Below are 25,495 nucleotides of genomic sequence, written 5' to 3'. Positions count from 1 at the left end.
GATCTCCTGTGTTGCACCTATCGGTAGAACAACCGATACCCCACCTGCCCCACCGCTTCATTGATCAACTGCCCGCTTTGCCACACCGCCTTGACCTCCGGCATCCAGCCACCCAGCGGTCGGCCATGGTCCACACCCAGAAAGCCCACCGGCCCTGGCACCACGGTGAAACCCGCCTTTTCAAAACTCCACACCGAACGCGGCATGTGCCAGGCCTGGGTCACTACCACTACACGCTTGATGCCTTGCGGCAACAAAATCTCGGCGCTCATCTGGGCGTTTTCCCAGGTAGTGCGGCTGCGTTCTTCTTTCCAGCGCACGGTGACACCGAAGTCATCCTGCATCGACACGGCCATCAACTCGGCCTCACTGGGCGGCGTGCCGTAGTGCAAGCCGCCGCTGGTCAGCACTGGCAAACCGGATGCCTTGGCCAGCCGCGCGGCAAAACGCTCACGTTCCAGGCCAATACCGGTGGGCTGGTCGCTGCCCCACGCAATGTCCCCGCGCTCGCGCCCCGAGCCCAGCACCACAATCGCGTCGGCGCGCTGGGCCAAGGTGGCCCAGTCTTCCCGGGCCAAAGGCGGCTCTGTCTCCAGGGCACGGGCGCCCCACTGGACCATCACTGGCAGGCTGATCAACCACATCCCGCCCAGCCCGAGGGCAAAGCACAAGCCCGCCAGGCGCGGACGGCTGCGGCGAAACCACCAGGCACACGCCAACAACAGCAGAAAAATACCGGGCGGCAACAACAGTTGTTTAATGAAATAACGAAAAGGCATCGGGCATCTCCAAAGATGCCCGAAGCCTAGATGCAACGGGGTTTTGCAACAATCCTTACCGACAACATTTTGATAACGCTAACGGATAACGCGTGGCTCACTTGCACCGCACGGACCGGAAGTTCTCTGGCCCGCGGCCGGTCGCCAGGTCTTTGAGCCAGATGACCTTGGCCGAATGAGCGGGCGGGGAAGCCTGCCCATGGGAGGCGCGGTCGTGATTCAACGCCAGGTAGTTATTGATCAATTCAAGCTCCGCCGGGCTCAAGCCTCGCAACTCCAGCTCCAGAGGCCGCTCATCACGCAATCGGCCTGCGGTTCTTGCGGCATCCAATGCCCGACCCAAACGGTCGATCAATCCCTCGTACAATTGCGGTTTCGTTAAAGTTCGCTGCGATTCAACCATCCCCTCACCTCATTGAAGAAATACTTGCTCCCCACTAAACAGCGTAGCCCCCGTTGCTGCGCCTGCCCGGTGCCGCGACAGACGGCCCTTGCCGCGCAATCAGGGTTTCCCTCGATAGAGTGGGGTCATGTATGCTACGGCGCTTCCTGTAACTCCACTTCCCGCAGGGTTTGGGCACGGACGCGCCGCTTCTTGGTGTCGAACAACCCGGACAGTGCACCGAAGAGGATTAGGCCACCCCTATCCAGTTCAAAAGTAGCCATGCACGAACAATATCAGCCCCGTGAAATAGAAAATGCCGCCCAAACCTTCTGGGACGAGCAAAAGTCCTTTGAAGTCAGTGAACAGCCAGGCAAGGAGACTTACTACTGCCTATCGATGTTCCCTTACCCCAGCGGCAAGCTACACATGGGGCACGTGCGCAACTACACCATCGGCGACGTGATTTCGCGCTACCAGCGCATGCTCGGCAAGAACGTGCTGCAACCCATGGGTTGGGACGCCTTCGGCATGCCGGCAGAAAACGCCGCGATGAAAAACAACGTGGCGCCCGCCAAGTGGACCTACGAAAACATCGCCTACATGAAGACCCAGCTGCGCAGCCTGGGCCTGGCGGTGGACTGGTCCCGCGAGGTCACCACCTGCAAGCCCGATTACTACCGCTGGGAACAATGGCTGTTCACGCGCCTGTTCGAAAAAGGCGTGATCTACAAAAAAAGCGGCACCGTGAACTGGGACCCGATCGACCAGACCGTACTGGCCAACGAACAGGTCATCGACGGTCGCGGCTGGCGTTCCGGCGCGCTGATCGAAAAGCGCGAAATCCCGATGTACTACTTCAAGATCACCGCCTACGCGGATGAACTGTTGTCGAGCCTTGACGATCTGCCGGGCTGGCCTGAACAGGTCAAGACCATGCAGCGCAACTGGATCGGCAAATCCAAGGGCATGGAAGTGCAGTTCCCGTATAACGTCGATTCCATCGGCGAAGCGGGCGCCCTGAAAGTCTTCACCACCCGTCCGGATACGCTGATGGGCGCGACTTACGTCGCGGTCGCCGCCGAACACCCGCTGGCCACCCAGGCGGCACAGAACAACCCCGAGCTGCAGGCGTTCATCGCCGAATGCAAGGGCGGCAGCGTGGCGGAAGCCGACGTCGCCACCCAGGAGAAAAAAGGCCTGCCGACCGGCCTGTTCGTCGAGCACCCGCTGACCGGCGAGAAACTGCCGGTATGGGTCGCCAACTATGTGCTGATGCACTACGGCGACGGCGCCGTCATGGCCGTGCCGGCTCACGACGAGCGCGATTTCGAATTCGCCACCAAATACAGCCTGCCGATCAAGTCGGTAGTACGTACCAGCTCGGGCGACACCAACCCGGCCCCGTGGCAGGACGCCTACGGCGAGCACGGAACCCTGATCAACTCCGGCGAATTTGACGGCCTGGACTTCCAGGGCGCCTTCGACGCCATCGAAGTCGCGCTGATCAAGAAGAACCTCGGTGCTTCGCGCACCCAGTTCCGCCTGCGCGACTGGGGCATCAGCCGCCAGCGCTACTGGGGCTGCCCGATCCCGATCATCCACTGCCAAACCTGTGGCGACGTGCCGGTACCGGAAGACCAACTGCCGGTCGTGTTGCCAGAAGACGTGGTACCAGACGGCGCTGGCTCGCCGTTGGCACGCATGCCGGAGTTCTACGAGTGCAGCTGCCCTAAATGCGGCGCGCCGGCCAAGCGTGAAACCGACACCATGGACACCTTCGTCGAGTCCTCGTGGTACTACGCTCGTTATGCCTCGCCGCACTATGAAGGTGGCCTGGTGGAGAAATCCGCAGCCGACCATTGGTTGCCGGTGGACCAGTACATCGGTGGCATCGAACACGCCATCCTCCATCTGCTGTACGCGCGTTTCTTCCACAAGCTGATGCGTGACGAAGGCCTGGTGAGCTCCGATGAGCCATTCAAGAACCTGCTGACCCAGGGCATGGTGATCGCCGACACTTACTATCGTCGCGAAGCCAATGGCGCCTACACCTGGTTCAACCCGGCGGATGTCGAGCTTGAGCGTGACAGCAAAGCCAAGGTCATCAGCGCCAAGTTGAAGGCCGACGGCCTGCCGGTGGAAATCGGCGGCACCGAGAAGATGGCCAAGTCCAAGAACAACGGCGTCGACCCACAGTCGATGATCGATCAGTTCGGCGCCGACACCTGCCGCCTGTTCATGATGTTCGCCTCACCGCCCGACATGAGCGCCGAATGGTCCGACTCCGGCGTCGAAGGCTCGCACCGCTTCCTCAAGCGCGTCTGGCGCCTGGCCCACGCCCATGTCAGCCAGGGCCTGCCGGGCAAGCTGGACCTCGGCGCCTTGAACGACGAGCAGAAAGCCGTGCGCCGCAGCATCCACCTGGCTATTCGCCAGGCCAGCCAGGACGTCGGGCAGAACCACAAATTCAACACCGCCATCGCCCAGGTGATGACGCTGATGAACGTGCTGGAAAAAGCCCCGCAGGCGACCGAACAAGACCGTGCGCTGATCCAGGAAGGCCTGGAAACAGTTACCCTGTTGCTCGCGCCGATCACGCCGCACATCAGCCATGAACTGTGGAGCCGCCTGGGCCACAGCGGTGCCGTCATCGATGCCGCCTGGCCGGTGCAGGATGACAGCGCCCTGGTACAGGACACGCTGCAACTGGTCATCCAGGTTAACGGTAAACTGCGTGGCCAGATCGACATGCCGGCCAGCGCCAGCCGTGAAGAGGTTGAAGCAGCTGCACGTATCAATGAGAACGTGCTGCGCTTTACCGAAGGCCTGACCATCCGCAAGGTGATCGTGGTGCCCGGCAAACTGGTCAATATCGTCGCCAGCTAAATCGGATCGGGCGCAGGGCTTGGGCTCTGCGCCGAACTAAACCTTTAGGGCCCGACAAGGCCCACCTGGTTTCAAGGGGAGCAACAAAATGATCAAACGCAATCTGCTGGTTATGGGCCTTGCCGTGCTGTTGAGCGCTTGCGGCTTCCAGCTGCGCGGCACCGGCACCAATGAGCTGTCGCTCAAGGAACTCGACGTCAGCGCCCGCAACGCCTACGGCGAAACCGTCACCCAGCTGCGCCAGACCCTGGAAAACAGCGGTGTGCACGTGTACAACGGCGCCACCTACAAACTGATACTGACGGATGAGCGAGAAACCCAGCGCAATATCAGCTACGCGAGTGCTGGCCGTGCGTCCGACGTCGAGTTGAACACTGCGCTGATGTTCGAAATACAAGGCCGTGATCAGTTGCCGTTGATGGGTGACAAGATCCAGGTGCAGAAAGTGGTGAGCCACGATGGCAACAACCTGGTGGGTTCGGACTCCGAGACCATCCAGGTGCGCAAGGAAATGCGTCGTGAGCTGATCCAGCGCATGATGACTCGCCTGCAAATGCTCACTCCGGAAAAACTGGCTGAGCTGCAGCAAGTGGCCGACAACAAGGCCAAGGCTGACGCCGACGCCCTGAAAGCCGCGCAGGAATATGAAGACAACACGCCGAAACAGTCGCCTGTTGAAGTCCCTGTCGAGTAAGCCAGACGGGGCGCCCCTGGCGCCCCGTTCGCCCCGCCTATGAAACTTGCCCCCGCCCAACTCGCCAAACACCTGCAAGGTGGCCTTGCGCCTGTGTACATCGTCAGCGGCGATGACCCGTTGCTGTGCCAGGAAGCGGCCGACGCGATCCGCACCGCGGCACGCCAGCAAGGTTTCGATGAACGCCAGGTGTTCAGTGCTGACGCCAGTTTCGACTGGGGCACGCTGCTGCAAGCTGGCGCGAGCATGTCGCTGTTTGCCGAAAAACGCCTGCTGGAACTGCGCCTGCCCTCGGGCAAGCCGGGCGATAAAGGCGCGGCGGCCCTGATGGAATACTGCTCGCGCCCCGCCGAAGACACCGTGCTGCTGGTCAGCCTGCCCAAGCTTGACGGCAGCGCGCAGAAAACCAAGTGGGGTAAGGCCCTGGTTGAAGGTCCACAGACTCAGTTCATCCAGATCTGGCCGGTGGACAGCAACCAGTTGCCGCAGTGGATTCGTCAGCGCCTGTCCCAATCAGGCCTGGCGGCGACACAGGATGCCGTGGAGCTGATCGCCGCTCGGGTCGAGGGCAACCTGCTTGCCGCCGCCCAGGAGATCGAAAAGCTCAAGTTGATGGCTGAAGACGGGCAGATCACCGTCGAAACCGTGCAAGGCGCAGTGGCCGATAGCGCGCGCTTTGATGTGTTCGGCCTGGTGGACGCCATCCTTAACGGCGAGCCCGCCCACGCGTTACGCATGCTTGAAGGCCTGCGCGGCGAAGGGGTGGAACCACCGGTAATTCTCTGGGCCCTGGCCCGTGAGCTGCGCGTGCTCGCGAACATTGCCCTGCAATACAGCCAGGGCACACCGCTGGACAAATGCTTCAGCCAGGCCCGGCCACCGGTGTGGGACAAACGCAAACCCCTGATGAGCAAAGCCCTGCAACGGCACTCGGCGCAACGCTGGGCGCAACTGCTGCTGGAAGCACAGCGCATCGACGCACAAATCAAAGGCCAGGCAGCCGGCTCGCCGTGGATGAGCCTGAGCCGTCTGTCGCTGCTGATGGCCGGCCAGCGCCTGGCGTTGCCTGCCGAATAACCACCTCTGTACCCACACCACAACCCCTGGGGGAGCTGGCTTGCCTGCGATGGCGGTGGGCCAGTTGGCCCATTTGCTCCTGATACAGCTCTGTAGCGCTCAACGGTAACCACGATGCGAAGCGAGCCGCTTTTGATCTTGCTTTTGATCTCAGGCGCCCCGTCAAACCACGCTGGCCGGAATTCGACAGGGATTTGGGGGGTAAACCGGCAGGGATGCCGGTTTAGCCGCCCCGCGCCATGGATGGCGCGTGGCGGCGGCCCCCCAAATCACTGGCGGATTACGGGCACACCGAGCCCAAGCGAGGTGCCGAGTGGTGGGGCGAGAGCGCTTTGGTTACTTTCGCGCTTTTCGAAAGTGACCCGCCGTCAGGCGGAACCCTAAGCGGCCGTTACCGCAGCAATGGATATGTACACAATCCAACTGTGTTGACTGCCAGGCCGCCTTCGCGAGCAAGCCCGCTCCCACATTTGGATCGCGGGGTGTCAGGTAGATAAGCGCAGGCTGTCCGGCCCTATGCCTTGATCAACGCCACAAACGCCGCACACGCAGCGCTGCGATACGCCCCCTTGCGGCTCAACAAGGCCGCAGTGCGCTGCGGCAACGCAGGCTCGATCGCCACGGCACGCAGGCCAGCCTGAGCCTCAGCCAATGCCCGGGGCAGGATGGTTGCCAGGGGCGTGCTGCGTACGATCTCGATAATCGCACTGATGGAATTGGCCTCCATGGCAATCTGCGGTTTAACCCCTTGCCGGTGGCAGTAATCGTCGATGTAGCGGCGGGTAGCGAAGCCTGTGTTCAGCAACACCAGAGGCTGTTCGAGCCACGCCCGTTGATTGCGTTCGGGGTGACTGGCACTGACGACCAGGCTCAGCTCTTCGACAAACAGCGCCTCACAGTCGATCTCCACCCCATGCTCGCCAGTAAACCCGATACCGATATCCAGCAGGTCCTCCCCCAGCGCGGCTTCGATACGGTCTTGGGTCAGTTCCTCGATGCTCAGGGTGATGCCGGGGTACAACGCATTGAACCGTGCCAGCAGCGGGCCGATCAGGTAGGCGGTAAAGGTTGGCGTCATGGCCAGGCGCAAGTGCCCTCGGCGCAGGTCCTGCACGTCGTGTATCGCACGGGTGCCGGCCTGCAGATCCTGCAAGGCCAAGCGCGCATAGCGTACGTACGCCTGCCCCGCGTCGGTCAGGCTGATGCGGCGCCCGGTGCGGTCCAGCAGTGGCGCACCCAGGCTTTCTTCCAGTTGCTTGATCTGCTGCGACAAGGTCGGTTGCGACACGTGCAGCGCCTCGGCAGCCCGCGTGAAGTTGCGATGCTCGGCAACGGCCAGCAAATAACGGATATGACGCAACAGCATGGGCAGCGCTCCAACTATAGGCATAGCTTATAGATAGCATCATAAACCGGTCTTGGACGCTATAGCCGAAAACTTCCATCCTTGCCCCATCAGCGACGCAAGGAGAACCACCATGCAACATCTCATCGACGGCTTTCGCAAATTCCAACGTGAAGCCTTTACCCCTCGCAGTGACTTGTTCAAACACCTGGCGACCACGCAAAACCCCGGCACCTTGTTCGTGTCCTGCTCTGACAGCCGCGTAGTCCCTGAGCTGTTGACCCAGCAGGAACCCGGCGACCTGTTCGTCATCCGCAATGCCGGCAACATCGTGCCGTCCTACGGCCCGGAGCCGGGAGGCGTGTCGGCCACGGTCGAATATGCCGTAGCGGTGCTGGGCGTGAGCGACATTGTGATTTGCGGGCATTCAGACTGCGGCGCGATGACTGCGATTTCCACCTGCAAATGCCTGGACCACCTGCCCGCCGTGGCCAACTGGTTGCGCCATGCCGAGTCGGCCAAGGTGATCAATGCCGCCCGTACGCATGCCTCGGACGCTGCACGCCTGGATTCGTTGGTGCGCGAAAACGTGGTCGCCCAACTGGCTAATCTCAAGACTCACCCTTCGGTCGCCCTGGCGCTGGAACAAGGCCGGATGAACCTGCATGGCTGGGTGTACGACATCGAAACCGGCGGCATTGACGCTTTGGACGGGCACACCGGGCGCTTCGTCTCCCTGCTCGACCATCCCAGCACCCGCGCCCACGCCGCCTGAAACTTATTCAACCCAAGAGGACGTCACCATGTTGCAATCTCAATTCGCTCAAACCCCACGCCTGGCCCTGGCCGACACCGTTATCGACCTCAAGGCACGCAAAAACCTGTCGTGGCAGGCCCTCACCGACGGCACCGGGCTGAGCCTGGCATTCGTCACCGCCGCCCTGCTCGGCCAGCACCCGCTGCCCAAGGAAGCGGCCGACATCGTGTGCGGCAAACTCGGCCTTGACGAGGACGCCAGCCGCCTGCTGCAAAGCGTCCCACTGCGCGGCAGCTTCCCGAGCGGTGTGCCGACCGACCCAACCATGTACCGTTTCTATGAAATGCTGCAAGTCTACGGCTCTACCTTGAAGGCCCTGGTGCATGAGCAATTCGGCGACGGCATCATCAGCGCCATCAACTTCAAACTGGACATCAAGAAAGTCGAAGACCCGGACGGCGGCTCCCGTGCGGTCATCACCCTGGACGGCAAATACCTGCCGACCAAACCCTTCTGATTTGCCGCCAACCGTCTACGCTCTTGGCACACCATCAAGAACGAGGGACGGGTAAATGAAGAGACTGCTCCGATTCACCTGGCTGCTGCTGTTGTGTTGCAGCCAGGTGCATGCCGCCACGGCACAGGAAGCGGATGCCCAAGCCGCCAAGGCCCTGCTGGAAAAGGCCTTGGCGTACTACCACAAGCAAGGTGACAAGGCGTTCGCCGCCTTCAGCCGTCAGGGCGAGTTCATCGACCAGGACCGCTATGTGTTTGTGGTCGATACAAAAGGCGTGCTGCTGGCCAGTGGCGGGCCCTCCTCCGCGCTGATCGGTCGCGATGTGTCCGAGGTACTCGGACCGGATTTGCGCCAATCCTTCAAGGACGCACTCAAAGTGCCCGAAGGCCAGGGTATCCAGCAGGCTGACTACCGCTGGCAGAACTGGAATGACGGCAAGGTCGAACATAAACACGTGTTTTATCAACGCGTGGGCGAACGCATCCTGGCGGTCGGTTATTACTTGCCGCGCGCCACACCGGAACAGGCACGGGCGCTGCGCAACAAGGCGGTGGAGGCGTTGGTCAAGGATGAAGCCGGCACGCTCAAGGCGATCAACTCCTTGCAAGGCGGCTTCCTGCAAGATGATCTCTACGTATTCGTGGTGGACCTGAACACTCGGCGCTACGTCGCCCACGGCACCAACCTGCGCCTGATCAACACCGATTTCGCCAAGATCAAGGACCCGGATGGCAAACCGGTGGGTGTGCCGATCCTCAAGATGATGGCCGAACAGGACCAGGGCGAATACAAATACCGCTGGAAAAACCCGGTGACGGGCAAGGTCGAGAACAAGCATGCGTATGTGCGCAAGAGCGGGCATTTCATGGTAGCGGTGGGGTATTACAGCCCCTGATCCTGATCATTCCCACGCTCTGCGTGGGAACGCCGCCTGGGACGCTCCGCGTCCGCTTATCTAACTTTGTCTTCACGGCCACGCAGTACCCGATTCGGCATCGCTATCGCAGCCGCCAACCCCAGCAGCGACACCGCCGCACTCACCATCAGCAAATGCCGGAACGTCACCGCCAGCTCCGCGCGCAACGCATCTTGCGCCGGGCCGGGTGCGGCGTTGAGGCCGTCGAGCAGCACGTTGCCGGAACTGCCTTCGGCCACCAGTGCGCCGCTTGCCAGATGGGCGAAACTGGAATCGTGTAACAGCGCCAGCAGCAACGCCGACATGCAGGCCACGCCCACTGCGCCGCCCAGGGAGCGAAACAGGTTGGTGGTGCTGGTGGCCACACCAATATCCCGTTGCTCCACCGAATTCTGTGTGCCCACCAGCGAGGTTGGAAATTGCATGCCTGAGGCGATGCCGCTCAACAGCATGAAGATCGCGGTGAACGCCACCGCCTGGGGCGCGCTGTAGGCCATGCCGAGGATCGCCAGGGGGCTTAACAACGCACCACTGAGGATCATCGGTTTGTAGCGGCCGGTCACCGAGGTCATGCGCCCGGCGAAATACGCGCCCATCGGCAAGCCCATCGCCAAGGGCAGCAAGTGCAGGGCCGCGCTGTCGGCACCGGCGCCGGTTACGGTCTGGTAGCGCAGGGGCATCAGCACCGTCAGGGAAATCGCCTGGAAGCTGGTGATGAAAATCGTGCACCAGCACAACACCGCGCTGCGGTTGGCAAACAAGTGCATCGGCAGCAGCGGTTCGCGCGCGCGGCGTTCGTGCCACACAAACGCGCTCAAGGCCAGCAGGGCGCAGGCCAGCAACCCCAGCACTTGATCGTCACGCCATGAATGGCCCTGGCCGATTTCGGTGATGCCCAGCAACAAGGCGGTGAGGCCGATGATCATCAGCACCGTGCCGAGGTAATCGATGATCGGCTTGCGCTGCGGCACCGGCAGCCCCACCAGGGTGCGATGGGCCACATACCAGGCACCGGCACCCAGCGGCAGGTTGATCAAAAACACCCAGCGCCACGACAGGTACTCGGTCATATAACCGCCCAGCACCGGCCCGGCCACGCTGGCCACCGCGTACATGCTGCTGAAATACCCCTGATAACGTCCCCGTTCGCGGGGAGGAATAATGTCGCCAATGATCGCCTGGCTCACCGAGACCATCCCGCCAGCGCCGATACCCTGCAGCACCCGCGCCAGCACCAGCTGCTCCATGCTTTGCGCCAGGCCGCAGAACAGCGACGCCAGGGTGAACACGCCCATGCCGATCAGCATCATGGGCCGGCGCCCATACAGGTCGCCCAGCTTGCCGTAGATCGGCACCGCCACGGTCATCGCCACCATGTAGCCGGAGATCACCCAGGCCAGCAGGTTGACGTCATGGAACTGCGCAGAAATGGCCGGCATGGACACGGCGACAATGGTCTGGTCCAGGGCCCCCAAGAAGATCGCCATCATCAGCGCGACCAGGATACTGCGCACGGCGGGAACGGTTGGAGCGGGCTGATTGAGGTGAGTCACGGCAGAACCTTCGAGCAGGGCCCACAGGCAACGGTCACCGGTGGGAATGCTCGATACGATAGCAGGCTATTCGATAGGCTCGTAAGGAAGGCCGACGTAATTTTCTGCGATGGTTTTGCGCCCGGCCTCGGAGTGAACGAAATAGTCCAGTTCGCTTTCGGCGATGCGCTGGCTGAAGGCGTCCGCCTGTGGGAATTGATGCAGCATCGAGGTCATCCACCAGGAAAACCGTTCGGCTTTCCACACCCGGCGCAGGCAGATTGCCGAGTACTTTTGCAGCAGGTCCAGGCGCCCTTCGCGGTACACCTTGAGCAAGATGCGGAACAAGGTGCTCACATCACTGGCCGCCAAGTTCAAACCCTTGGCGCCGGTGGGCGGCACAATGTGCGCGGCATCGCCGAGCAGGAACAGACGCCCGTACTGCATCGGTTCCACCACAAAGCTGCGCAGCGGCGCGATGCTTTTTTCGATCGAGGGCCCGGTCACCAACTGCTCGGCCAAGGAGTTGGGCAGGCGGCTTTTGAGTTCATCCCAAAAGCGTTCATCCGCCCAGTCTTCCAGCTTCTCTTCGACCGGCACTTGCAGGTAGTAGCGGCTGCGGGTCGGCGACCGCATGCTGCACAGCGCAAAACCCCGCGTATGTTTGGCGTACACCAATTCAGCGTGTACCGGCGGCGTGTCAGCCAGCACACCCAGCCAGCCGAAGGGGTAGACCCGCTCGAACACCTTCAGCGCTTGCGCCGGTATCGACTGGCGGGCCACACCATGGAAACCGTCGCAGCCGGCAATGTAGTCGCACTCCAGGCGATAGGCTTGGCCTTCATGCTCGAAGGTCAGCCACGGCTGTTCACTTTTCAGGTCATGGGGTTGAACATTGGAGGCTTCGTACAGGGTGATGGCACCGGCGGCTGCGCGGGCGGCCATCAGGTCGCGGGTGACCTCGGTCTGGCCGTAGATCATCACCGACTGGCCGCCGGTCAAGGCCTTGAGGTCGATGGAGGTGAGTTGGCCATTGAGGGCAATGTCAAACCCGTCGTGCACCAAACCCTCGGCGTCCATGCGCTGGCTGACCCCGGCTTCGCGCAGCAGGTCGACCATGCCCTGTTCTAACACACCGGCGCGGATACGGCCTTGCACGTACTCGGCGCTCTGGCGCTCTAGAACAAGGGTTTGGATACCAGCGTTGTGCAACAACTGGCCGAGCAGCAATCCGGAAGGACCGGCGCCAATAATGGCGACTTGAGTTTTAAGGGTTTTCATTATTTTTATGGCCTTCAAGCTTCACGCGAACGTATGGAGTGAAAGAGTTGTCATTGCTCTTGTGGCTGACATTTTTCACTTGAGCGAGCCGCATAAGAAGGTGAAAACTGCGTCAAAACCTGTGCTTTTCGCCAATCGGGGCGATTACCGAACCCTTATCCTGAGTATCGGATTGAAACCATGACCAAAACCGCGATTCCGGTCTTCAAGCTTTACGGGGAAAGCCAGCAGTGGCCGACTCCCGATTTGTTGCACTGCGAAACCATTTCCCGGCGCAGTCGGGAATACCAGTGGGAAATCCAGCCCCACCGGCACGCGGACCTGTGCCAGTTGCTGTATGTGCACAAAGGCCAGGCACAACTGGAAATCGAAGGCCAGCGCACCACGCTCAACGAGTCGAGCCTGCAAGTGCTGCCACCGCTGTGCGTGCATGGTTTTCGTTTTTCCGAGGATGTGGAGGGGTTCGTGGTGACGCTTTCGGCGCCGCTGGTCAGCCACTTGCAGGCGCAACTGGGCTCTACCGTCGATGGCCTGCACACCCTGGGCAGTTACCCGGCGGGCAAGGACAGCGATTACTTGAACAGCCTGTTCATGCGTTTGCAGGACGAATACGCCGATGACCAACCGGCACGGGACATGATGCTGCACGCCCTGGTCAGCGTGTTGCTGGTATGGGTCAGCCGCCAGGCGATCCAACGTCGCCATCCACGCGCACCGCGGGGGCGTGAATACTTTCGGCGGTTTACGCAACTGGTCGAACAGCATTACCGCGAACACCCCAAGATTGAAGACCTGGCCCACAAGCTGGGCATCTCGGTCTCACACTTGAACGGGACATGTCGGGAGTTGGGTGGGCAGCCGGCGTTGCAGATCATGCATGACCGCCAGTTGCTGGAAGCCAAGCGCCTGCTGACCTACACCAGCATGACCATCAACGAAATGTCCGAGGTGCTGGGGTTTTCCGACCCGACCAACTTCTCACGGCTGTTTCGCCGCAGGGTCGGGTTTTCACCCAAGGCGTTTCGTGAACAACTGAAGGCCGAGCAGCCTACCTGAGTGCACTGAAACTGCCGGTGCGCGGAACGCATTGGTCCTGATGACAACTGATGGCGAACGCCGCCGGCTGCATGCGTGTTTGCTCGACGCGATAGGCGGCAGTCCCATACAGCGCTGTCGCCAATGCGCAGAGGGTGAAAATTGTCAGGTACTTTCTGGTTTTGATGCTCATGGCACAGACCTCTGAACGGATCTACAGGGTGCTGTTTAAAGCATAGGTCAACTTGCCATGATGCGATGCCATTCAGCGCGCTTATTTCAGCTCACAGCCCGACGTCCCAGACAGGCTCCTCGGGGAAGCGCAGCACCAGGAAATCCAGGAGGCTGCGCAGCGCCGAGGGCATGTGTTTGCGTGAGGCGTACACTGCATAGATATTCATCTGGCGTGGCTCGGCGTGCGGCAGCAAGCGTACCAATTCTCCACTGCGGATCAGTTCACCGGCTTGGTAACTGGGCAGCATCGCCACCCCTGCCCCGGCCAGCGTCACGCGCATTAACGTGCTGGCCTCGTTGGCGGTGATATTGCCGTGGACCGGTACCGACACGTGTTCGCCATTTTCTTCGAAATGCCACAGGCTCTTGCCGAAGTAAGAGTGGGTCAGGCAGTTGTGCCGGGCCAGGTCTTCGACTTTCTGCGGCGCCGGATGCTCGTGCAGATAAGCCGGTGTGGCGCACACCACCGAGCGGCATACGGTCAGGCGCCGGGCGATCAGGTTGGGGTCCAGATCGTTGCTGGTGCGGATCGCCAGGTCAATGCGCTCGTCCACCAGGTTCACCGTGCGATCAAGCATCTGCAAATCCACCGTCACCAGGGGGTAAAGCTTGACGTATTCGGCAATCGCCGCGCCCAGCTGCGCCTGGCCGAACGAGGTGCTCACGCTCAGGCGCAACAGGCCTCGGGGCGCGTCGTCGGGCTCGCTGACGGCGGCCTGCATATCCCCGCACAAATCCAACAATTGCCGGCAACGCGGTAGCGTTTCCCCCCCGGCGGCGGTGAGGCTGAGCTTGCGCGTGGTGCGGTGCAGCAGACGTGCGCCCACCCAGTCTTCCAGCTCGGCCAGGTAGCGCGAGACCACCGGGCGCGACAGGTCAAGGTGATCGGCAGCGGCGGATTGGCTGCCCAGGTCCACCACGGTGACAAACACGCGCATTGCTTGAAGACGATCCATGATTTGCCCGCTTTCAGAAACAAACTATGTCCAAGCATCGCATTTTTTGTCGCGTTTTATGCAACTAAGCTCTGTGCATCCCTTACCGATGGCAGGAGCTGCCCGATGTTCTCGACCTTCAAACGCTTGACCCTGGCTACCGCCGCCCTGGCCTTCGCTGCCCACGCAGCGGCGACAGAGCTGAAACTGGACGTGTACAACCCAGGCGAAGCCGCGATCTTCCCGGTCAGCTCGGTGCTGGTGAGCGGCGAGAAAGACGCGATCCTGGTGGATGCGCAATTCGGCAAAGGCCAAGCCGAGCAACTGGTGCAGAAGATCCGCGCCAGCGGCAAGCACCTGACCACCATCTACATCAGCCATGGCGACCCGGACTACTACTTCGGCCTCGACACCCTGACCGCCGCTTTCCCCGACGCCAAGGTGCTGGCGCCGCAGCCGGTGGTCGACCATATCAACGCCACCGTCGCCGACAAGCTGGCCTTCTGGGGCCCGAAAATGGGCGCCGACAAACCGGCCAAGACCCTTGTGCCGCAAGTGCTTAAAGGCCACAGCCTGACCCTGGAAGGGCAACAGCTTGAAGTGGTGGGCCTCGACGGCCCGCAGCCCGATCGCAGCTTTGTGTGGATCCCGTCGATCAAGGCCGTGGTCGGTGGCGTGGTGGTCGCTGAAAATATCCACGTCTGGATGGCCGATACCCAGAGCGCGCAATCCCATAAAGACTGGTTGGCTACGCTCAAGCGCATTGAAGACCTGAAGCCGAACACCGTGGTGCCGGGCCATTACCTGGGCAAGCCGTCGCTGGCCTCGGTCACCTTCACCGCCGATTACATCAAGGCCTTCGACCTCGAAACCGCCAAGGCCAAGGATTCCGCCGCCCTGATTGCGGCCATGAAAAAACGTTACCCCACCCTTGCTGACGAAAGCTCGCTGGAGCTGAGCGCCAAAGTCGCCAAGGGCGAAATGAAGTGGTAATTGGCTTTAAACCTTAACCCTGTTGGAGAACATCATGAGCAAGATCGCAATCATTGGTGCCACCGGCCGTGCCGGTAGCCAACTGCTGGAAGAAGCGCTGCGTCGCGGGCATACCGTGACCGCCATCGCCCGCAATACCGACAAGCTGGCTGTGCGCCCTGGCGTTACGGTCAAACAGGCTGATGCCCTGGATGCCGAGGCCTTGCAACAGGCCATCAGCGGCAGCGACGTGGTGATCAGCGCCGCGCACTTCTCCACCCTCCCCGCCAGCGCCGTAATCGGCCCGGTGAAAAAGGCTGGTGTGAAACGTTTGTTGGTGGTCGGCGGCGCAGGTTCGCTGCTGTTACCCGGTGGCGGGCGCGTGATCGACAGCGAAGGCTTCCCGGCTGAATATAAAGCTGAAGCCAGTGCCGGAGCTGACTTCCTGGAAACGCTGCGCCAGGAAAAAGAACTGGACTGGACCTTCCTGTCGCCATCGGCCCTGTTCGACGGCACCGAGCGCACCGGCAAATTCCGCCTGGGCAAGGACGATCTGCTGGTGAGCAGTGACGGCACTAGCTCGATCAGTTTTGCCGACTTCGCCATCGCCATGCTGGATGAAGTGGAAAACCCGAAGCACCCGCGCCAGCGCTTCACCGTCGGCTACTGACCCAACGCTGGCTTGCCTTTTTTGTAGGAGCGAGCTTGCTCGCGAAAAACTCACAGGCGCCGCGTTCATTCAGGAAGTAGGCGTTATCATTGACGTTTTTCGCGAGCAAGCTCGCTCCTACCTAGGGCGATGTACGGGCAAGCCAGCTCACGCACTGGCTTCCCTGACCAACCAATCCATCAGCTCGACCAACCCAACCGACGGTTCCTTCCCCGGCGGATACACCAAGTAATACCCCATCCCCGTCGACACCCGCAGCTCAAACGGCATCGCCAACCGCCCCGCCTTGAGATCCTCGCCAATCAGCGCACTGTCGCCCATCGCCACCCCAGTGCCCTGGGACGCCACGGTCATTGCCAAGTCCAGGGTTTCAAAGTGATGCCGTTGGATGGGATCGCTCAAGCAGGTATTGGCAGCCTTGAGCCACAGCGTCCAATCGCGCTCGTCTCGGGTCGGGTGCAACAGGACGTGATGCTGCAAATCCTGCGGTGTACGCAAAGTGCCCAGCAACCCAGGCACGCAGACCGGCGTAAGGCGCTCGTCGAACAGATGCCGCGCCTCGGCCGGCTGCTCGGCGATGGGCCCGTAGATCACCGCCGCGTCAAACGGCTCACGACGAAAGTCCACGTTATAGGCCACCGTCGTGGTGAGCTCCACCGGCACATCCTGGCGCTCTTTTTGCCATTGCAACAAGCGCGGTAACAACCAGCGCATCACGCAGGTGGACGCTTTGAGCTGCAAGGTTCGGCGCCGGTCACCGACGTGCTCCACCGCGTCAGCGAGCAAGCCAAACACTTGCTGCGCGCACATCAGCCATTGGCGTCCCTCTTCGGTCAAGCTCAAGCCCCGCGCCTGGCGTTGGAACAAGGCGTAGCCCAACTGGCTTTCCAGCCCGGCAACCTGCCGGCTCACCGCACCCTGGGTAATGTGCAATTGCTCGGCGGCACGGGTGAAGTTGCAGCACTGGGCCGTGACCCAGAAGGTGTGCAGCGCGGGTAACGGTGGGAGGCGTTTCATTGGGGCCAGCCATGACGTGAGGACATGGCGAGTATGACGTTTTATCGATTGTTGCCGCCACCGGCCAACCGCTCCAATAGCGCTTCGAATCCCTCACAAGAGCGACCTGTATGGCGACCTGCGGCGAAGTATTGGTGCACCTCCTGGAACGCTACGGCGTGGACCACGTATTCGGCATTCCCGGCGTACACACCGTGGAGCTGTACCGGGGCTTGGCGCGCTCCAGCATCCGGCATGTCACCCCGCGCCACGAACAGGGCGCCGGCTTCATGGCCGACGGCTATGCGCGTACCCGCGGCAAGCCGGGGGTGTGCTTTATCATCACCGGCCCTGGGATGACCAATATCACCACAGCCATGGGCCAGGCCTATGCCGACTCGATCCCGATGCTGGTGATTTCCCGCGTGCAGTCACGCAGCCAACTGGGCGGCGGGCGCGGCAAGTTGCATGAGCTGCCGAACCAGAGCGCGCTGGTGGCTGGTGTGGCGGCGTTCTCCCACACCTTGATGTCGGCGGCGGAACTGCCAAGTGTGCTGGCGCGGGCGTTTGCGGTGTTCCAGGCCGGTCGGCCGCGCCCGGTGCATATCGAGATTCCCCTGGATGTACTGGTGGAAAATGCCGACGCGTTGCTGGGCAGCACGCCTGTCAGCGTCGCCCGCGCTGGCGCAGCACCGGCGGCCGTGCAGCAGATGAGCCAGAGGCTGGCTGCCGCCAAGCGCCCGCTGATCCTGGCCGGTGGCGGCGCCATTGACGCAGCCGCCGAACTGACCCGTCTCGCAGAAGCCCTCGGCGCGCCCGTGGCCCTCACCATTAACGCTAAGGGCATGTTGCCCGCCGCGCATCCGCTGCTGATCGGCTCCACGCAAACCTTGCTCGCCACCCGTGCCTTGGTGGCTGAAGCCGACGTGGTGCTGGCCATCGGCACGGAATTGGCCGAAACCGACTACGACATCACCTTCGCCGGCGGCTTCGACATTCCCGGTGCGCTGCTGCGCGTTGATATCGACCCGGACCAGAACGTGCGCAACTACCCGCCTCAAGTTGCGCTAGTGGCCGACGCACGCATCGCCGCCCAGGCGCTGCTCACCGAAGTGAACCGCCAGCCATTGGCGCCTCGCTCGCCCGATTGGGGCACCGCACGCGTCGCCCGTTTGTGGGCCGAGCTGGAACCTGCATGGGACGCTGCGACGCGCGCGCAAACCCGGTTTCTCAACGTTGTTCTGGAGGAACTGCCCGGCGTGGTGTTCGTGGGCGACTCCACTCAACCGGTGTACAGCGGCAACCTGACCCTGAACCTCAACCACCCACGCCGCTGGTTCAACGCCTCCACCGGGTACGGCACCCTGGGTTATGCCCTGCCCGCCGCCATTGGCGCCTGGCTCGGGCGCGGCGATGGCCAACCGGTGGTGTGCCTGATCGGCGACGGCGGGCTGCAATTCACCCTGCCGGAACTGTCCAGCGCGGTGGAGGCGCGTACACCGGTGATCGTGCTGTTGTGGAATAACCAGGGTTATGAAGAGATCAAGAAGTACATGGTCAACCGTGACATCGAGCCGGTGGGTGTGGACATCTACACACCGGACTTTATCGGTGTGGCCAAGGCTCTGGGCTGCGCGGCGCAAAGCGTCCATGGCATTGAAGCATTGCGCACTGCTTTACGTGCTGCCGCCGATCGTCAGGGGCCGACGCTGCTTGAAATCGACCAGGGGCGGTGGGAGTTGCCGAGTCTGTAATCCCGGCCTGACAGTCAACCCATATCTTCCCGACGCCCCGCGATCAAATTGTGGGAGCGGGCTTGCTCGCGAAGGCGGCCTGATAGCCGACGCCCACTGCGCGCTTACCTCACCACTCGGCATCCGCATTTTTTCAATAGCCCCTGCGACTTTCTCATTTGCCCCGCTACACGCTGCATGGCCTGATTCGCCCTTGTTCATTCAAGGCAAGCCCATGGAAAACGTTCAGGCAAAATCCACCACCGCCGTATGGCTGACGGTCAGCGTGGTGCTCGTCGCCCTCAACTTGCGCCCCTCGATGGCAGCCGTGGGGCCGCTGCTGGCGTCAATTCGCGCGGATGTGCCGCTGAGTTTCAGCAGCGCGGCCTTACTGACCATGTTGCCAGTCATGGCCATGGGCCTGGCGATGTTCCTTGGCATGGGCCTGGCCAAGCGCGTGGGCGAGCATCGCAGCATTGTGGTGTCGCTGCTGGTGATTGGGCTGGCGACCGTGTCGCGGCTGTTCCTGGATTCGGCGCTGGAGTTGATCGTGAGTGCCATTGCGGCGGGTGTCGGCATTGCGCTGATCCAGGCATTGATGCCGGCGCTGATCAAGTCGCGGTTCAGCGCCAACGTCTCGTTGTTCATGGGCCTGTATGTCACTGCGATCATGGGCGGCGCGGCATTGGCTGCTTCGTTCTCGCCGTGGGTGCAAGCCCACACCGGTAGTTGGCGTATCGGCCTGGCGATTTGGGCGATGCTGGCGTTGTTGGCCCTGATGTTCTGGTATGCGCAGCGTTCGGCCCTGCCGCCCTTGCCTCAAGCCGGTTCTGGCCCCCAGGAGGCATTTTTCAGCAACCGCCGCGCCTGGTTGCTCGCGATCTTTTTTGGCCTCGGCACAGCGTCCTACACCTGTGTGCTGGCGTGGCTGGCGCCGTACTACGTCGAGCAGGGCTGGAGTGAACAGAATGCCGGCTTGCTGCTCGGCTTCTTGACCGCCATGGAAGTGATCTCCGGCCTGGTCACTCCGGCCATTGCCAACCGCCGCCAGGATAAACGCGGGGTGGTGGCGGTGCTGCTGGTGCTGATCATCCTGGGGTTCTACGGCCTCATTCTCAGCCCGCAACGCTGGAGCCTGTTGTGGCCCTGCCTGCTCGGCCTGGGCATTGGCGGCCTGTTCCCGATGAGCCTGATCCTGTCCCTGGACCACCTCGACAACCCACGTCGCGCCGGTGGCCTTACCGCATTTGTGCAGGGCATCGGTTATCTGATCGCCGGCCTATCGCCGCTGATCGCCGGCATGATCCGCGACCAGTTGGGCAGCTTCGAATGGGCCTGGTGGTCATTGATGGCCGTGAGCGGGCTGATGCTATTGATCGTGATGCGTTTCAACCCGGCGCATTACGCACGGCATATCCGCTGACGTCGTATTACAAACATTTTTTGTCCCACACGAAACATAGAAGGGTCCTACAGAGCTTTCTATTGGTACGGGCGTTCCGTTAACATTTTGCTCAGTCTTGTACTGAGTTCGGTACAAAGGGTTTACGGACGAAACCGATGCTAAACAGTAACTTGCTCAGAAAGCTCGATATGCAGGATTTGATGGTGTTTATCGCCGTCTACGACCAGAGCAGCGTTACCGAGGTGTCCGAAACGCTGTTCGTCAGCCAGTCCACTGTGAGCTACAGCCTGAAGAAGCTGCGCACCAGCTTTGAAGATGAGCTGTTTATCAACACCCGCGCGGGCATGCGCCCTACGTACAAGGCCACCACCATGTACGAGCATGTGCAGAAGATTCTGGAAAGCATCAACCTGTGTCATGCCGGTGGCCAAGCGTTCGACCCGACCCAACAGGCGGTGACCTTCAATGTGTGCGCGCCAGAATATTTCGAACAGTTGATCCTGCCGCGCCTGCTCAAGCGCTTCGACCATGCCGACCTGCCGGTGATCGTCAATGTGCAGAAGCTGGAAACCGAGATCCCCGCCGACGACCTGCGTGAAGGTCGGCTGGACCTGGTGATATGCTTCGGCCCGCACTTTCACCGCGCCCATAAAGACTTCAAGACCCAGATGCTGTTGGAGGACGACTTGGTCTGCGTATGCGACCAACGCTCGGCGCCCAGGGAACAGGCGTTCAGCCTGCAATCCTTTGTTGAGCGGCGCCACGTATTCCCAACGCCTTGGACCTCCGACACCAACATGATCGACGGCTGGCTCGCCCGCCAGGCCCGCAAGCGCCAGGTGATCGCGCGGGCCAACAGCTACAGCGCGGCATTGAAGATGATTGCCGGCACCGACTTCATCGTCACCCTGCCCCGCCGCGTGCAAAAATTGCTGGCACCGGCGCCGGCATTCGGCGTTTGCGAAGCCCCCAACGGGTTGCCGGGATTCACCCTGGATATGCAGTGGAACGAAACCAGTGGGCAGGACAGCGCCAATACCTGGTTTCGGGAACAAGTGGTGAAGGTGTGTGCGGATCAGGGTTTGTTATAGGAACGCGCCTGATCAAGCTCTCCACACCCTAATCAGATAGCCAGTGATGTTCGGCGCTTAGTGACAGCCTGCGACGCGTCATCCCGAGCGACAGGGTAATCGGTATGGCAGGCGGCTATCACTTTGACCATCCAGGCCAGAAACTGCTTTACGGCACCTGAACGCTCACGCCCCGGCACGCACACGGCTGAAAACTGCGCGCCCGGAATCTTGATGTCGGGTCTGTAAGGAATCAGCAATCCATTCGCAACATAGTCTGCTGCCAAGACCGTGCTCGCCAGCGTCAAGCCATGCCCCGCAATAGCGGCCTGGAGCGCAAAATGCTCATCGTTGTATTCACGATAGACCGCGTTTGATAGCCAACTCTCATGATTCGCAGCCGCGCACCAGGACGCCCAACTAATTGAAGCGGGCGATGCCGTAGCCCAACGTATATTTATAAGTTTCAACGAAGCTTCAGCTTCTTCTTGCTTCCAATGGGCGTGGGAGAAAACACCAAACTGTTCGCGCATAAGCGCGTGGCTGTACAAGTCTGGAAAATCGCGAAACCCACAACGAATAGCTAAATCAACAGATGAGTCACGAAACAAATCCACCACTTCATTACTGGTTTCAACACTGACATGAATATCTGGATGTTCACTATAAAATTTCGCCAGCCGAGGAATCAACCATAAAGACGCAAATGCCGGCGTGGTAGAAACTCGGAGTGTGTTGGAGTCGGCGGGTGGCTTAAGCGACGACATACTACTGCTTATATCCAAAAAAGAAAGATGCACCTTTGAATATAGCCTCTCACCGTTCGCAGTGAGTTGAACACCATGAGGAGTGCGTACAAAAAGCATACTGCCCAATAAGTTTTCAAGTGTTTTTATTTGTTGTGATACTGCCGCCGGGGTGACAAACAACTCCGCGGAGGCTGCTTTAAACCCACCGAGTCTTGCGGCAGATTCAAATGCACGAATGGCTGTCAACGGCAATTTTGCGAACATTAATCAATCCCCCTTCCATGGTAAAAAAACTAAGCCAGGCTTACTTTATCTGATTTGCCTTCGCTTTCATAGAAGTGAATTCTAGGCTACGCCACCTAGCCTGTAACAGGAGGCGCGCCGATCGAGAATGTCGAGTGCTTACTGCCAGCGCTTGCGAGCTGACGGAATTCCTTAGTCTAAATAAATGACACTGGCCTATATACGGTCTATCCCTGAGTGCACTTCAGTATTCATGGAGTAGGTCTCGTTGCGCCTTTTTTAGAGCAAATGGTGCATCCATGGAAAAGAACATACCTATCATTGACGTCGGTAGTTTGACGCAGGGCGCAGAGATATCACCACGCCTAGTCAAGGAGATCGACAACGCGTGCAGGGAGGTCGGATTCTTCACCGTCGTCAATCACGGTGTAGATGACACGCTTATTTCAACTGTTTTCTCTCAAATACAATCGTTTTTCGACCTGCCTGTTCAGGCCAAGGAGAAAATCGAAATTCATAAATCTCCCTATATGCGTGGCTACTTCAGCGAAGGCGCTGATAAGTCGGATGGCATATTGGGCGATGTCAAAGAGGGTTTTGACATGGCAGCGGACTTGTCGCTTGACGACGAGTTCGTAAAAGCCAAATTACCTTTTTACGGCCCCAATGTATGGCCAGAGGAATTGCCCGACTTCAAGCTTGCGATGACGGAATATCACTCGCAAATGCTCATATTCGGAAAAAAACTGCTAAACGTGTTTGCCCTTGCGCTCAATATGCCGATCGATTACTTCGATGATAAATTCAAGAAGCCGATGGCCCAATTGAGAGTCCTGCGTTATCCCTCCACTCAATATACACAGGGAGCGCCGATGGGTGCTGGAGAGCACACAGACTTCGGCTGGATAACCATGATCTCGGAAAGTGACACCGGGGGGCTGGAGGTACAGAGTGCTAACGGCACCTGGATCAAAGTCAAACCCATCCCAAATGCCTTTGTCGTCAATGTCGGGGATCTAATGTCTCGCTGGACGAATGACCGTTACAAAGCAACGCTGCATCGAGTGATAAATACCTCTGGCCAATTACGCCACTCGGCGGCGTTCTTTATGGATCCAGACTACACCGCCAAAGTGGAGTGCCTGCCCAGCTGTTGCGCAGAGGGCAGTCCTGCGAAATACAGAGCGATCATCGCGGGTGAGTACATGGACAAGAGGTTCCTGGAAACCACCACATTTCGTGAACTTGAACCCAACTAGTAGGAGTATTGAACGTGCTAGGTAAAGAATACACATTCTATCTATCAGCGATCGTAGCGATACTGGGCACCGTGGGCTATCACATGCTCATGAAGAAAATACCGTCTACGATCAACCCCTTGGTTTCAATTGTCAGTATCTATGTGGCGATCGTCATCCTGTCCACATTGATGTTGCCGTTTTTTTTGGGCAGTGGAACGTTACTCGCGGGCTTGAAGCAAATGACCTGGCTTCAGGGAGGCATCGCGTTTTGCATCTTGATGATGGAAATCGGCTTCTTGATGATGTATCGCAGTGGATGGGACCTCAGCACGGGCAATATCGTTACCGGCGCCATTATCAATATTGCGCTCGGCTTCATCGGGGTATTTCTGCTTAAAGAAGGACTCTCCTATTTAAACATTGCCGGTGTTTTATTGTGCATCGTCGGCGTGATACTGATCGGCTACAAATCCAGTAGCGGCGATCAACCCTCGGGCGCGGATACTCACGCTGCAGTCTCGCTAGTGCCGCCTTCACTGGCACCAGAAGCAACAGCAAAAGAACCCTAGCCACCCGTACACCTGCACTACATCTTTGGCATTGTGTGCGTACTCATATTCGAGCCCCGCCGTTAATTCCACATGCGCACGGAAGGGATTACGCCTGTCCAGGCATGATCCGTTGTTCAATGCCAGTCCCCCAACCAGCTCAATAAGCGTTTCGGTGAATTTTGCTCTTGAAGGTGATGAGATGTCTTTACTGTATGCTGATAATTATCTGCGCGCCATCAAAGACGCCAACGTGAAAACCCTGCTTATTTCAATAGCGAAAGAGCGAAAATTATTGCCATCAGTGATTGTACTAAGTGTGATAGCAACCTTCACTGTATGGGGCATATTCCTGGCGTATACTCAACAGATCGTTGCGGCACTCGGTGCGATTATCTTAATTGCCCTTGCGAAGATCTGGTCCTGGTACCTGAGCCACGATTGCGCGCACAATTCTGTTTTCAAGTCGAAGAAAGTCAATGCTGTCGTCGGAGAGTTGCTGTCTTTCCTTAACGGCCTCTCTTTCTTTTCATTTGAAGCCTATAGAAAAGATCATGTTCGCCATCATGCCGAAAAAATTGACATTGGTGGGTTCGATAGTGGTCACTTTGCTGTCGCTCATCCAAGGCTATTTAGTGCGATCATTGTTGCAGAAAAAATATACCTTCCCGCCTTCTACTATTTGATCAAGCTTACCAATATTTACGCTGTGATATTTAGTGGCAGCAGGCGCGAGGTTGCAAGGGGTATTGGAAGCCTGTGCATTTACGTTGTAGCCTTCGCTACGTTTGCCCGGTTCTCCCTGATGCTTGTGCTGGTATGGCAAGCCTCCTCCTTCCTGAGGATACACATCGTACGATTCGTCGACTGTTTCCAGCATTCTTTCCAGCAGGTGTATACCGAGGGAGAAAAGCTAACCCATGGAAAACACTACGAAATCCAAAATACCTTCTCCGTACCGGTGGCAAGAAAGTTTACCTTCCTCAATCTGATTATTTTGAATTTTGGTTACCACGCGGCCCACCACTGCTTTCCAACGTGCCCTTGGTATATGTTGCCACACCTTGAAGCTGCAATAATAAAACAGTTGAGGCTTTACGGAGTATCTGACACAAGAGAAGAAAGCACGCCATTCTTCAACTTCTTGACTGCCTATCATCGTGGGCGATTATCAAGAATCATCAGCACCGATGAAGGACAACCCTATGATGCTGATGGCCAATTTACCACCCATCACTTCACCGGTGCGTACACAGATAAGCTCTTAGGTTGAGTCACCCACTCAGGTCGGGCCTTATCAAAGCATGGACACTGTCAGGTCGTGCTTACGGGGACCCCACCTCAGCGCTTGAAAGTCGTAATTTACTTATAACTTAACTCATGACAAATCAATCAGACCTTTAAAGGAGTGCGTGTGGACGATTCATGTGCAGACACCAACAGCTTCTGGCTGACGGCCGTTGAAAAAGAGAGTATTCGGGACGCGCTTATAGAC

At 59.4% G+C, this 25,495-nt stretch carries 24 protein-coding genes; 15 read left to right on the top strand and 9 right to left on the bottom strand.

What is annotated here, in order from left to right:
• Positions 1 to 17: 17 nt before the first annotated feature.
• Both GIW04_RS09325 and GIW04_RS09320 read right to left on the bottom strand, forming a co-directional pair.
• Positions 18 to 779, bottom strand: a complete 762-nt coding sequence (locus GIW04_RS09325) for a YdcF family protein (protein ID WP_034126912.1) — start codon at positions 777 to 779, stop codon at positions 18 to 20.
• A 97-nt stretch (positions 780 to 876) separates the two neighbouring features.
• A complete protein-coding gene (locus GIW04_RS09320; protein WP_120248784.1) occupies positions 877 to 1,182 on the bottom strand; it encodes a hypothetical protein in 306 nt (101 codons plus the stop codon).
• Positions 1,183 to 1,443: 261 nt separating this feature from the next.
• On the opposite strand from GIW04_RS09320, the gene leuS reads away from it, so the two are divergent.
• The 3 genes from leuS (at position 1,444) to holA (ending at position 5,821) form a co-directional block, all read left to right on the top strand.
• On the top strand, positions 1,444 to 4,050 hold the full coding sequence (gene leuS / locus GIW04_RS09315) for a leucine--tRNA ligase (RefSeq protein ID WP_120248783.1): 2,607 nt from the start codon (positions 1,444 to 1,446) through the stop codon (positions 4,048 to 4,050).
• A gap of 88 nt (positions 4,051 to 4,138) precedes the next feature.
• Positions 4,139 to 4,744, top strand: coding sequence for an LPS-assembly lipoprotein LptE (locus tag GIW04_RS09310; protein ID WP_014720078.1), 606 nt, complete (start codon positions 4,139 to 4,141; stop codon positions 4,742 to 4,744).
• A gap of 39 nt (positions 4,745 to 4,783) precedes the next feature.
• Positions 4,784 to 5,821, top strand: coding sequence for a DNA polymerase III subunit delta (gene holA, locus GIW04_RS09305; protein WP_003194456.1), 1,038 nt, complete (start codon positions 4,784 to 4,786; stop codon positions 5,819 to 5,821).
• 514 nt (positions 5,822 to 6,335) lie between these two features.
• Here the strand turns inward: holA and cynR are convergent.
• On the bottom strand, positions 6,336 to 7,187 hold the full coding sequence (cynR, locus tag GIW04_RS09300) for a transcriptional regulator CynR (RefSeq protein WP_057710838.1): 852 nt from the start codon (positions 7,185 to 7,187) through the stop codon (positions 6,336 to 6,338).
• Positions 7,188 to 7,299: 112 nt separating this feature from the next.
• Between cynR and GIW04_RS09295 the strand changes: the two genes are divergently transcribed.
• From GIW04_RS09295 to GIW04_RS09285, 3 genes are read left to right on the top strand one after another with little or no spacing between them, the layout of a single operon-like run.
• Entirely contained in the window at positions 7,300 to 7,941 is a 642-nt protein-coding gene (locus tag GIW04_RS09295; RefSeq protein WP_060767251.1) for a carbonic anhydrase, read from the top strand.
• A 28-nt stretch (positions 7,942 to 7,969) separates the two neighbouring features.
• Positions 7,970 to 8,440: a cyanase gene (gene cynS, locus GIW04_RS09290; RefSeq protein ID WP_034135097.1), complete on the top strand. Its 471-nt coding sequence runs from the start codon at positions 7,970 to 7,972 to the stop codon at positions 8,438 to 8,440.
• A 55-nt stretch (positions 8,441 to 8,495) separates the two neighbouring features.
• Positions 8,496 to 9,335, top strand: a complete 840-nt coding sequence (locus tag GIW04_RS09285) for a cache domain-containing protein (protein ID WP_034135096.1) — start codon at positions 8,496 to 8,498, stop codon at positions 9,333 to 9,335.
• Positions 9,336 to 9,391: 56 nt separating this feature from the next.
• On the opposite strand, the gene GIW04_RS09280 is transcribed toward GIW04_RS09285, so the two are convergent.
• Both GIW04_RS09280 and pobA read right to left on the bottom strand, forming a co-directional pair.
• Positions 9,392 to 10,909, bottom strand: a complete 1,518-nt coding sequence (locus GIW04_RS09280) for an MDR family MFS transporter (protein ID WP_003189583.1) — start codon at positions 10,907 to 10,909, stop codon at positions 9,392 to 9,394.
• A 66-nt stretch (positions 10,910 to 10,975) separates the two neighbouring features.
• The gene (gene pobA / locus GIW04_RS09275) at positions 10,976 to 12,169 is read right to left on the bottom strand and encodes a 4-hydroxybenzoate 3-monooxygenase (RefSeq protein WP_003189582.1); all 1,194 of its coding nucleotides are present in this window, start codon (positions 12,167 to 12,169) and stop codon (positions 10,976 to 10,978) included.
• 180 nt (positions 12,170 to 12,349) lie between these two features.
• Here pobA and GIW04_RS09270 point away from each other — a divergent pair, with 180 nt between their 5' ends.
• The gene (locus GIW04_RS09270) at positions 12,350 to 13,225 is read left to right on the top strand and encodes a helix-turn-helix domain-containing protein (RefSeq protein ID WP_003189581.1); all 876 of its coding nucleotides are present in this window, start codon (positions 12,350 to 12,352) and stop codon (positions 13,223 to 13,225) included.
• On the opposite strand, the gene GIW04_RS09265 is transcribed toward GIW04_RS09270, so the two are convergent.
• Both GIW04_RS09265 and GIW04_RS09260 read right to left on the bottom strand, forming a co-directional pair.
• Complete coding sequence (locus GIW04_RS09265) at positions 13,218 to 13,397, bottom strand: hypothetical protein (protein WP_003189580.1); 180 nt, start codon at positions 13,395 to 13,397, stop codon at positions 13,218 to 13,220. The genes GIW04_RS09270 and GIW04_RS09265 overlap by 8 nt on opposite strands.
• A gap of 91 nt (positions 13,398 to 13,488) precedes the next feature.
• On the bottom strand, positions 13,489 to 14,394 hold the full coding sequence (locus GIW04_RS09260; protein ID WP_003189578.1) for a LysR family transcriptional regulator: 906 nt from the start codon (positions 14,392 to 14,394) through the stop codon (positions 13,489 to 13,491).
• Between the two features lie 105 nt (positions 14,395 to 14,499).
• On the opposite strand from GIW04_RS09260, the gene GIW04_RS09255 reads away from it, so the two are divergent.
• On the top strand, positions 14,500 to 15,366 hold the full coding sequence (locus GIW04_RS09255) for an MBL fold metallo-hydrolase (protein ID WP_120247660.1): 867 nt from the start codon (positions 14,500 to 14,502) through the stop codon (positions 15,364 to 15,366).
• Between the two features lie 34 nt (positions 15,367 to 15,400).
• Positions 15,401 to 16,015: an NAD(P)-dependent oxidoreductase gene (locus tag GIW04_RS09250; RefSeq protein ID WP_120247659.1), complete on the top strand. Its 615-nt coding sequence runs from the start codon at positions 15,401 to 15,403 to the stop codon at positions 16,013 to 16,015.
• Positions 16,016 to 16,162: 147 nt separating this feature from the next.
• Here GIW04_RS09250 and GIW04_RS09245 read toward each other — a convergent pair whose 3' ends face one another.
• Entirely contained in the window at positions 16,163 to 17,032 is an 870-nt protein-coding gene (locus GIW04_RS09245) for a LysR substrate-binding domain-containing protein (protein WP_003189573.1), read from the bottom strand.
• A gap of 110 nt (positions 17,033 to 17,142) precedes the next feature.
• On the opposite strand from GIW04_RS09245, the gene GIW04_RS09240 reads away from it, so the two are divergent.
• The 3 genes from GIW04_RS09240 (at position 17,143) to GIW04_RS09230 (ending at position 21,240) form a co-directional block, all read left to right on the top strand.
• On the top strand, positions 17,143 to 18,765 hold the full coding sequence (locus GIW04_RS09240) for a 5-guanidino-2-oxopentanoate decarboxylase (protein WP_120247658.1): 1,623 nt from the start codon (positions 17,143 to 17,145) through the stop codon (positions 18,763 to 18,765).
• A gap of 214 nt (positions 18,766 to 18,979) precedes the next feature.
• Positions 18,980 to 20,167, top strand: a complete 1,188-nt coding sequence (locus tag GIW04_RS09235; RefSeq protein ID WP_120247657.1) for a cyanate transporter — start codon at positions 18,980 to 18,982, stop codon at positions 20,165 to 20,167.
• Positions 20,168 to 20,304: 137 nt separating this feature from the next.
• Positions 20,305 to 21,240: a LysR family transcriptional regulator gene (locus GIW04_RS09230; RefSeq protein WP_034135092.1), complete on the top strand. Its 936-nt coding sequence runs from the start codon at positions 20,305 to 20,307 to the stop codon at positions 21,238 to 21,240.
• 32 nt (positions 21,241 to 21,272) lie between these two features.
• Here GIW04_RS09230 and GIW04_RS09225 read toward each other — a convergent pair whose 3' ends face one another.
• Positions 21,273 to 22,232 carry a LysR substrate-binding domain-containing protein gene (locus GIW04_RS09225; RefSeq protein ID WP_003189565.1) on the bottom strand — a complete coding sequence of 320 codons (960 nt, stop codon included), beginning with the start codon at positions 22,230 to 22,232 and terminating at the stop codon, positions 21,273 to 21,275.
• Positions 22,233 to 22,510: 278 nt separating this feature from the next.
• Between GIW04_RS09225 and GIW04_RS09220 the strand changes: the two genes are divergently transcribed.
• From GIW04_RS09220 to GIW04_RS09210, 3 genes are all read left to right on the top strand, one after another.
• Positions 22,511 to 23,470 (top strand): isopenicillin N synthase family dioxygenase, encoded by a 960-nt coding sequence (locus GIW04_RS09220; RefSeq protein WP_120247656.1) that lies wholly within the window; start codon positions 22,511 to 22,513, stop codon positions 23,468 to 23,470.
• Positions 23,471 to 23,484: 14 nt separating this feature from the next.
• Entirely contained in the window at positions 23,485 to 24,021 is a 537-nt protein-coding gene (locus tag GIW04_RS09215) for a hypothetical protein (RefSeq protein ID WP_050547331.1), read from the top strand.
• Between the two features lie 181 nt (positions 24,022 to 24,202).
• The gene (locus tag GIW04_RS09210) at positions 24,203 to 25,273 is read left to right on the top strand and encodes a fatty acid desaturase family protein (protein ID WP_034135090.1); all 1,071 of its coding nucleotides are present in this window, start codon (positions 24,203 to 24,205) and stop codon (positions 25,271 to 25,273) included.
• Positions 25,274 to 25,495: the final 222 nt, after the last annotated feature.

Origin of the sequence: Pseudomonas sp. PA-4-8C, from assembly GCF_021606625.1 — a bacterium.
GTDB classification, from domain to species: Bacteria; Pseudomonadota; Gammaproteobacteria; order Pseudomonadales; family Pseudomonadaceae; genus Aquipseudomonas; species Aquipseudomonas lactis.
The sequence above is the reverse complement of the archived record's forward strand: the minus strand, read 5'-3'. Positions and strand labels throughout refer to the sequence as shown.

Excerpts from the sequence above, each read along its gene's own strand:
- GIW04_RS09325 (WP_034126912.1), bottom strand. The coding sequence starts at position 779 with ATGCCTTTTCGTTATTTCATTAAACAACTGTTGTTGCCGCCCGGTATT.
- GIW04_RS09320 (WP_120248784.1), bottom strand. The coding sequence starts at position 1,182 with ATGGTTGAATCGCAGCGAACTTTAACGAAACCGCAATTGTACGAGGGA.
- leuS (WP_120248783.1), top strand. The coding sequence starts at position 1,444 with ATGCACGAACAATATCAGCCCCGTGAAATAGAAAATGCCGCCCAAACC.
- GIW04_RS09310 (WP_014720078.1), top strand. The coding sequence starts at position 4,139 with ATGATCAAACGCAATCTGCTGGTTATGGGCCTTGCCGTGCTGTTGAGC.
- holA (WP_003194456.1), top strand. The coding sequence starts at position 4,784 with ATGAAACTTGCCCCCGCCCAACTCGCCAAACACCTGCAAGGTGGCCTT.
- cynR (WP_057710838.1), bottom strand. The coding sequence starts at position 7,187 with ATGCTGTTGCGTCATATCCGTTATTTGCTGGCCGTTGCCGAGCATCGC.
- GIW04_RS09295 (WP_060767251.1), top strand. The coding sequence starts at position 7,300 with ATGCAACATCTCATCGACGGCTTTCGCAAATTCCAACGTGAAGCCTTT.
- cynS (WP_034135097.1), top strand. The coding sequence starts at position 7,970 with ATGTTGCAATCTCAATTCGCTCAAACCCCACGCCTGGCCCTGGCCGAC.
- GIW04_RS09285 (WP_034135096.1), top strand. The coding sequence starts at position 8,496 with ATGAAGAGACTGCTCCGATTCACCTGGCTGCTGCTGTTGTGTTGCAGC.
- pobA (WP_003189582.1), bottom strand. The coding sequence starts at position 12,169 with ATGAAAACCCTTAAAACTCAAGTCGCCATTATTGGCGCCGGTCCTTCC.
- GIW04_RS09270 (WP_003189581.1), top strand. The coding sequence starts at position 12,350 with ATGACCAAAACCGCGATTCCGGTCTTCAAGCTTTACGGGGAAAGCCAG.
- GIW04_RS09265 (WP_003189580.1), bottom strand. The coding sequence starts at position 13,397 with ATGAGCATCAAAACCAGAAAGTACCTGACAATTTTCACCCTCTGCGCA.
- GIW04_RS09260 (WP_003189578.1), bottom strand. The coding sequence starts at position 14,394 with ATGGATCGTCTTCAAGCAATGCGCGTGTTTGTCACCGTGGTGGACCTG.
- GIW04_RS09255 (WP_120247660.1), top strand. The coding sequence starts at position 14,500 with ATGTTCTCGACCTTCAAACGCTTGACCCTGGCTACCGCCGCCCTGGCC.
- GIW04_RS09250 (WP_120247659.1), top strand. The coding sequence starts at position 15,401 with ATGAGCAAGATCGCAATCATTGGTGCCACCGGCCGTGCCGGTAGCCAA.
- GIW04_RS09245 (WP_003189573.1), bottom strand. The coding sequence starts at position 17,032 with ATGAAACGCCTCCCACCGTTACCCGCGCTGCACACCTTCTGGGTCACG.
- GIW04_RS09240 (WP_120247658.1), top strand. The coding sequence starts at position 17,143 with ATGGCGACCTGCGGCGAAGTATTGGTGCACCTCCTGGAACGCTACGGC.
- GIW04_RS09235 (WP_120247657.1), top strand. The coding sequence starts at position 18,980 with ATGGAAAACGTTCAGGCAAAATCCACCACCGCCGTATGGCTGACGGTC.
- GIW04_RS09230 (WP_034135092.1), top strand. The coding sequence starts at position 20,305 with ATGCTAAACAGTAACTTGCTCAGAAAGCTCGATATGCAGGATTTGATG.
- GIW04_RS09225 (WP_003189565.1), bottom strand. The coding sequence starts at position 22,232 with ATGTTCGCAAAATTGCCGTTGACAGCCATTCGTGCATTTGAATCTGCC.
- GIW04_RS09220 (WP_120247656.1), top strand. The coding sequence starts at position 22,511 with ATGGAAAAGAACATACCTATCATTGACGTCGGTAGTTTGACGCAGGGC.
- GIW04_RS09210 (WP_034135090.1), top strand. The coding sequence starts at position 24,203 with ATGTCTTTACTGTATGCTGATAATTATCTGCGCGCCATCAAAGACGCC.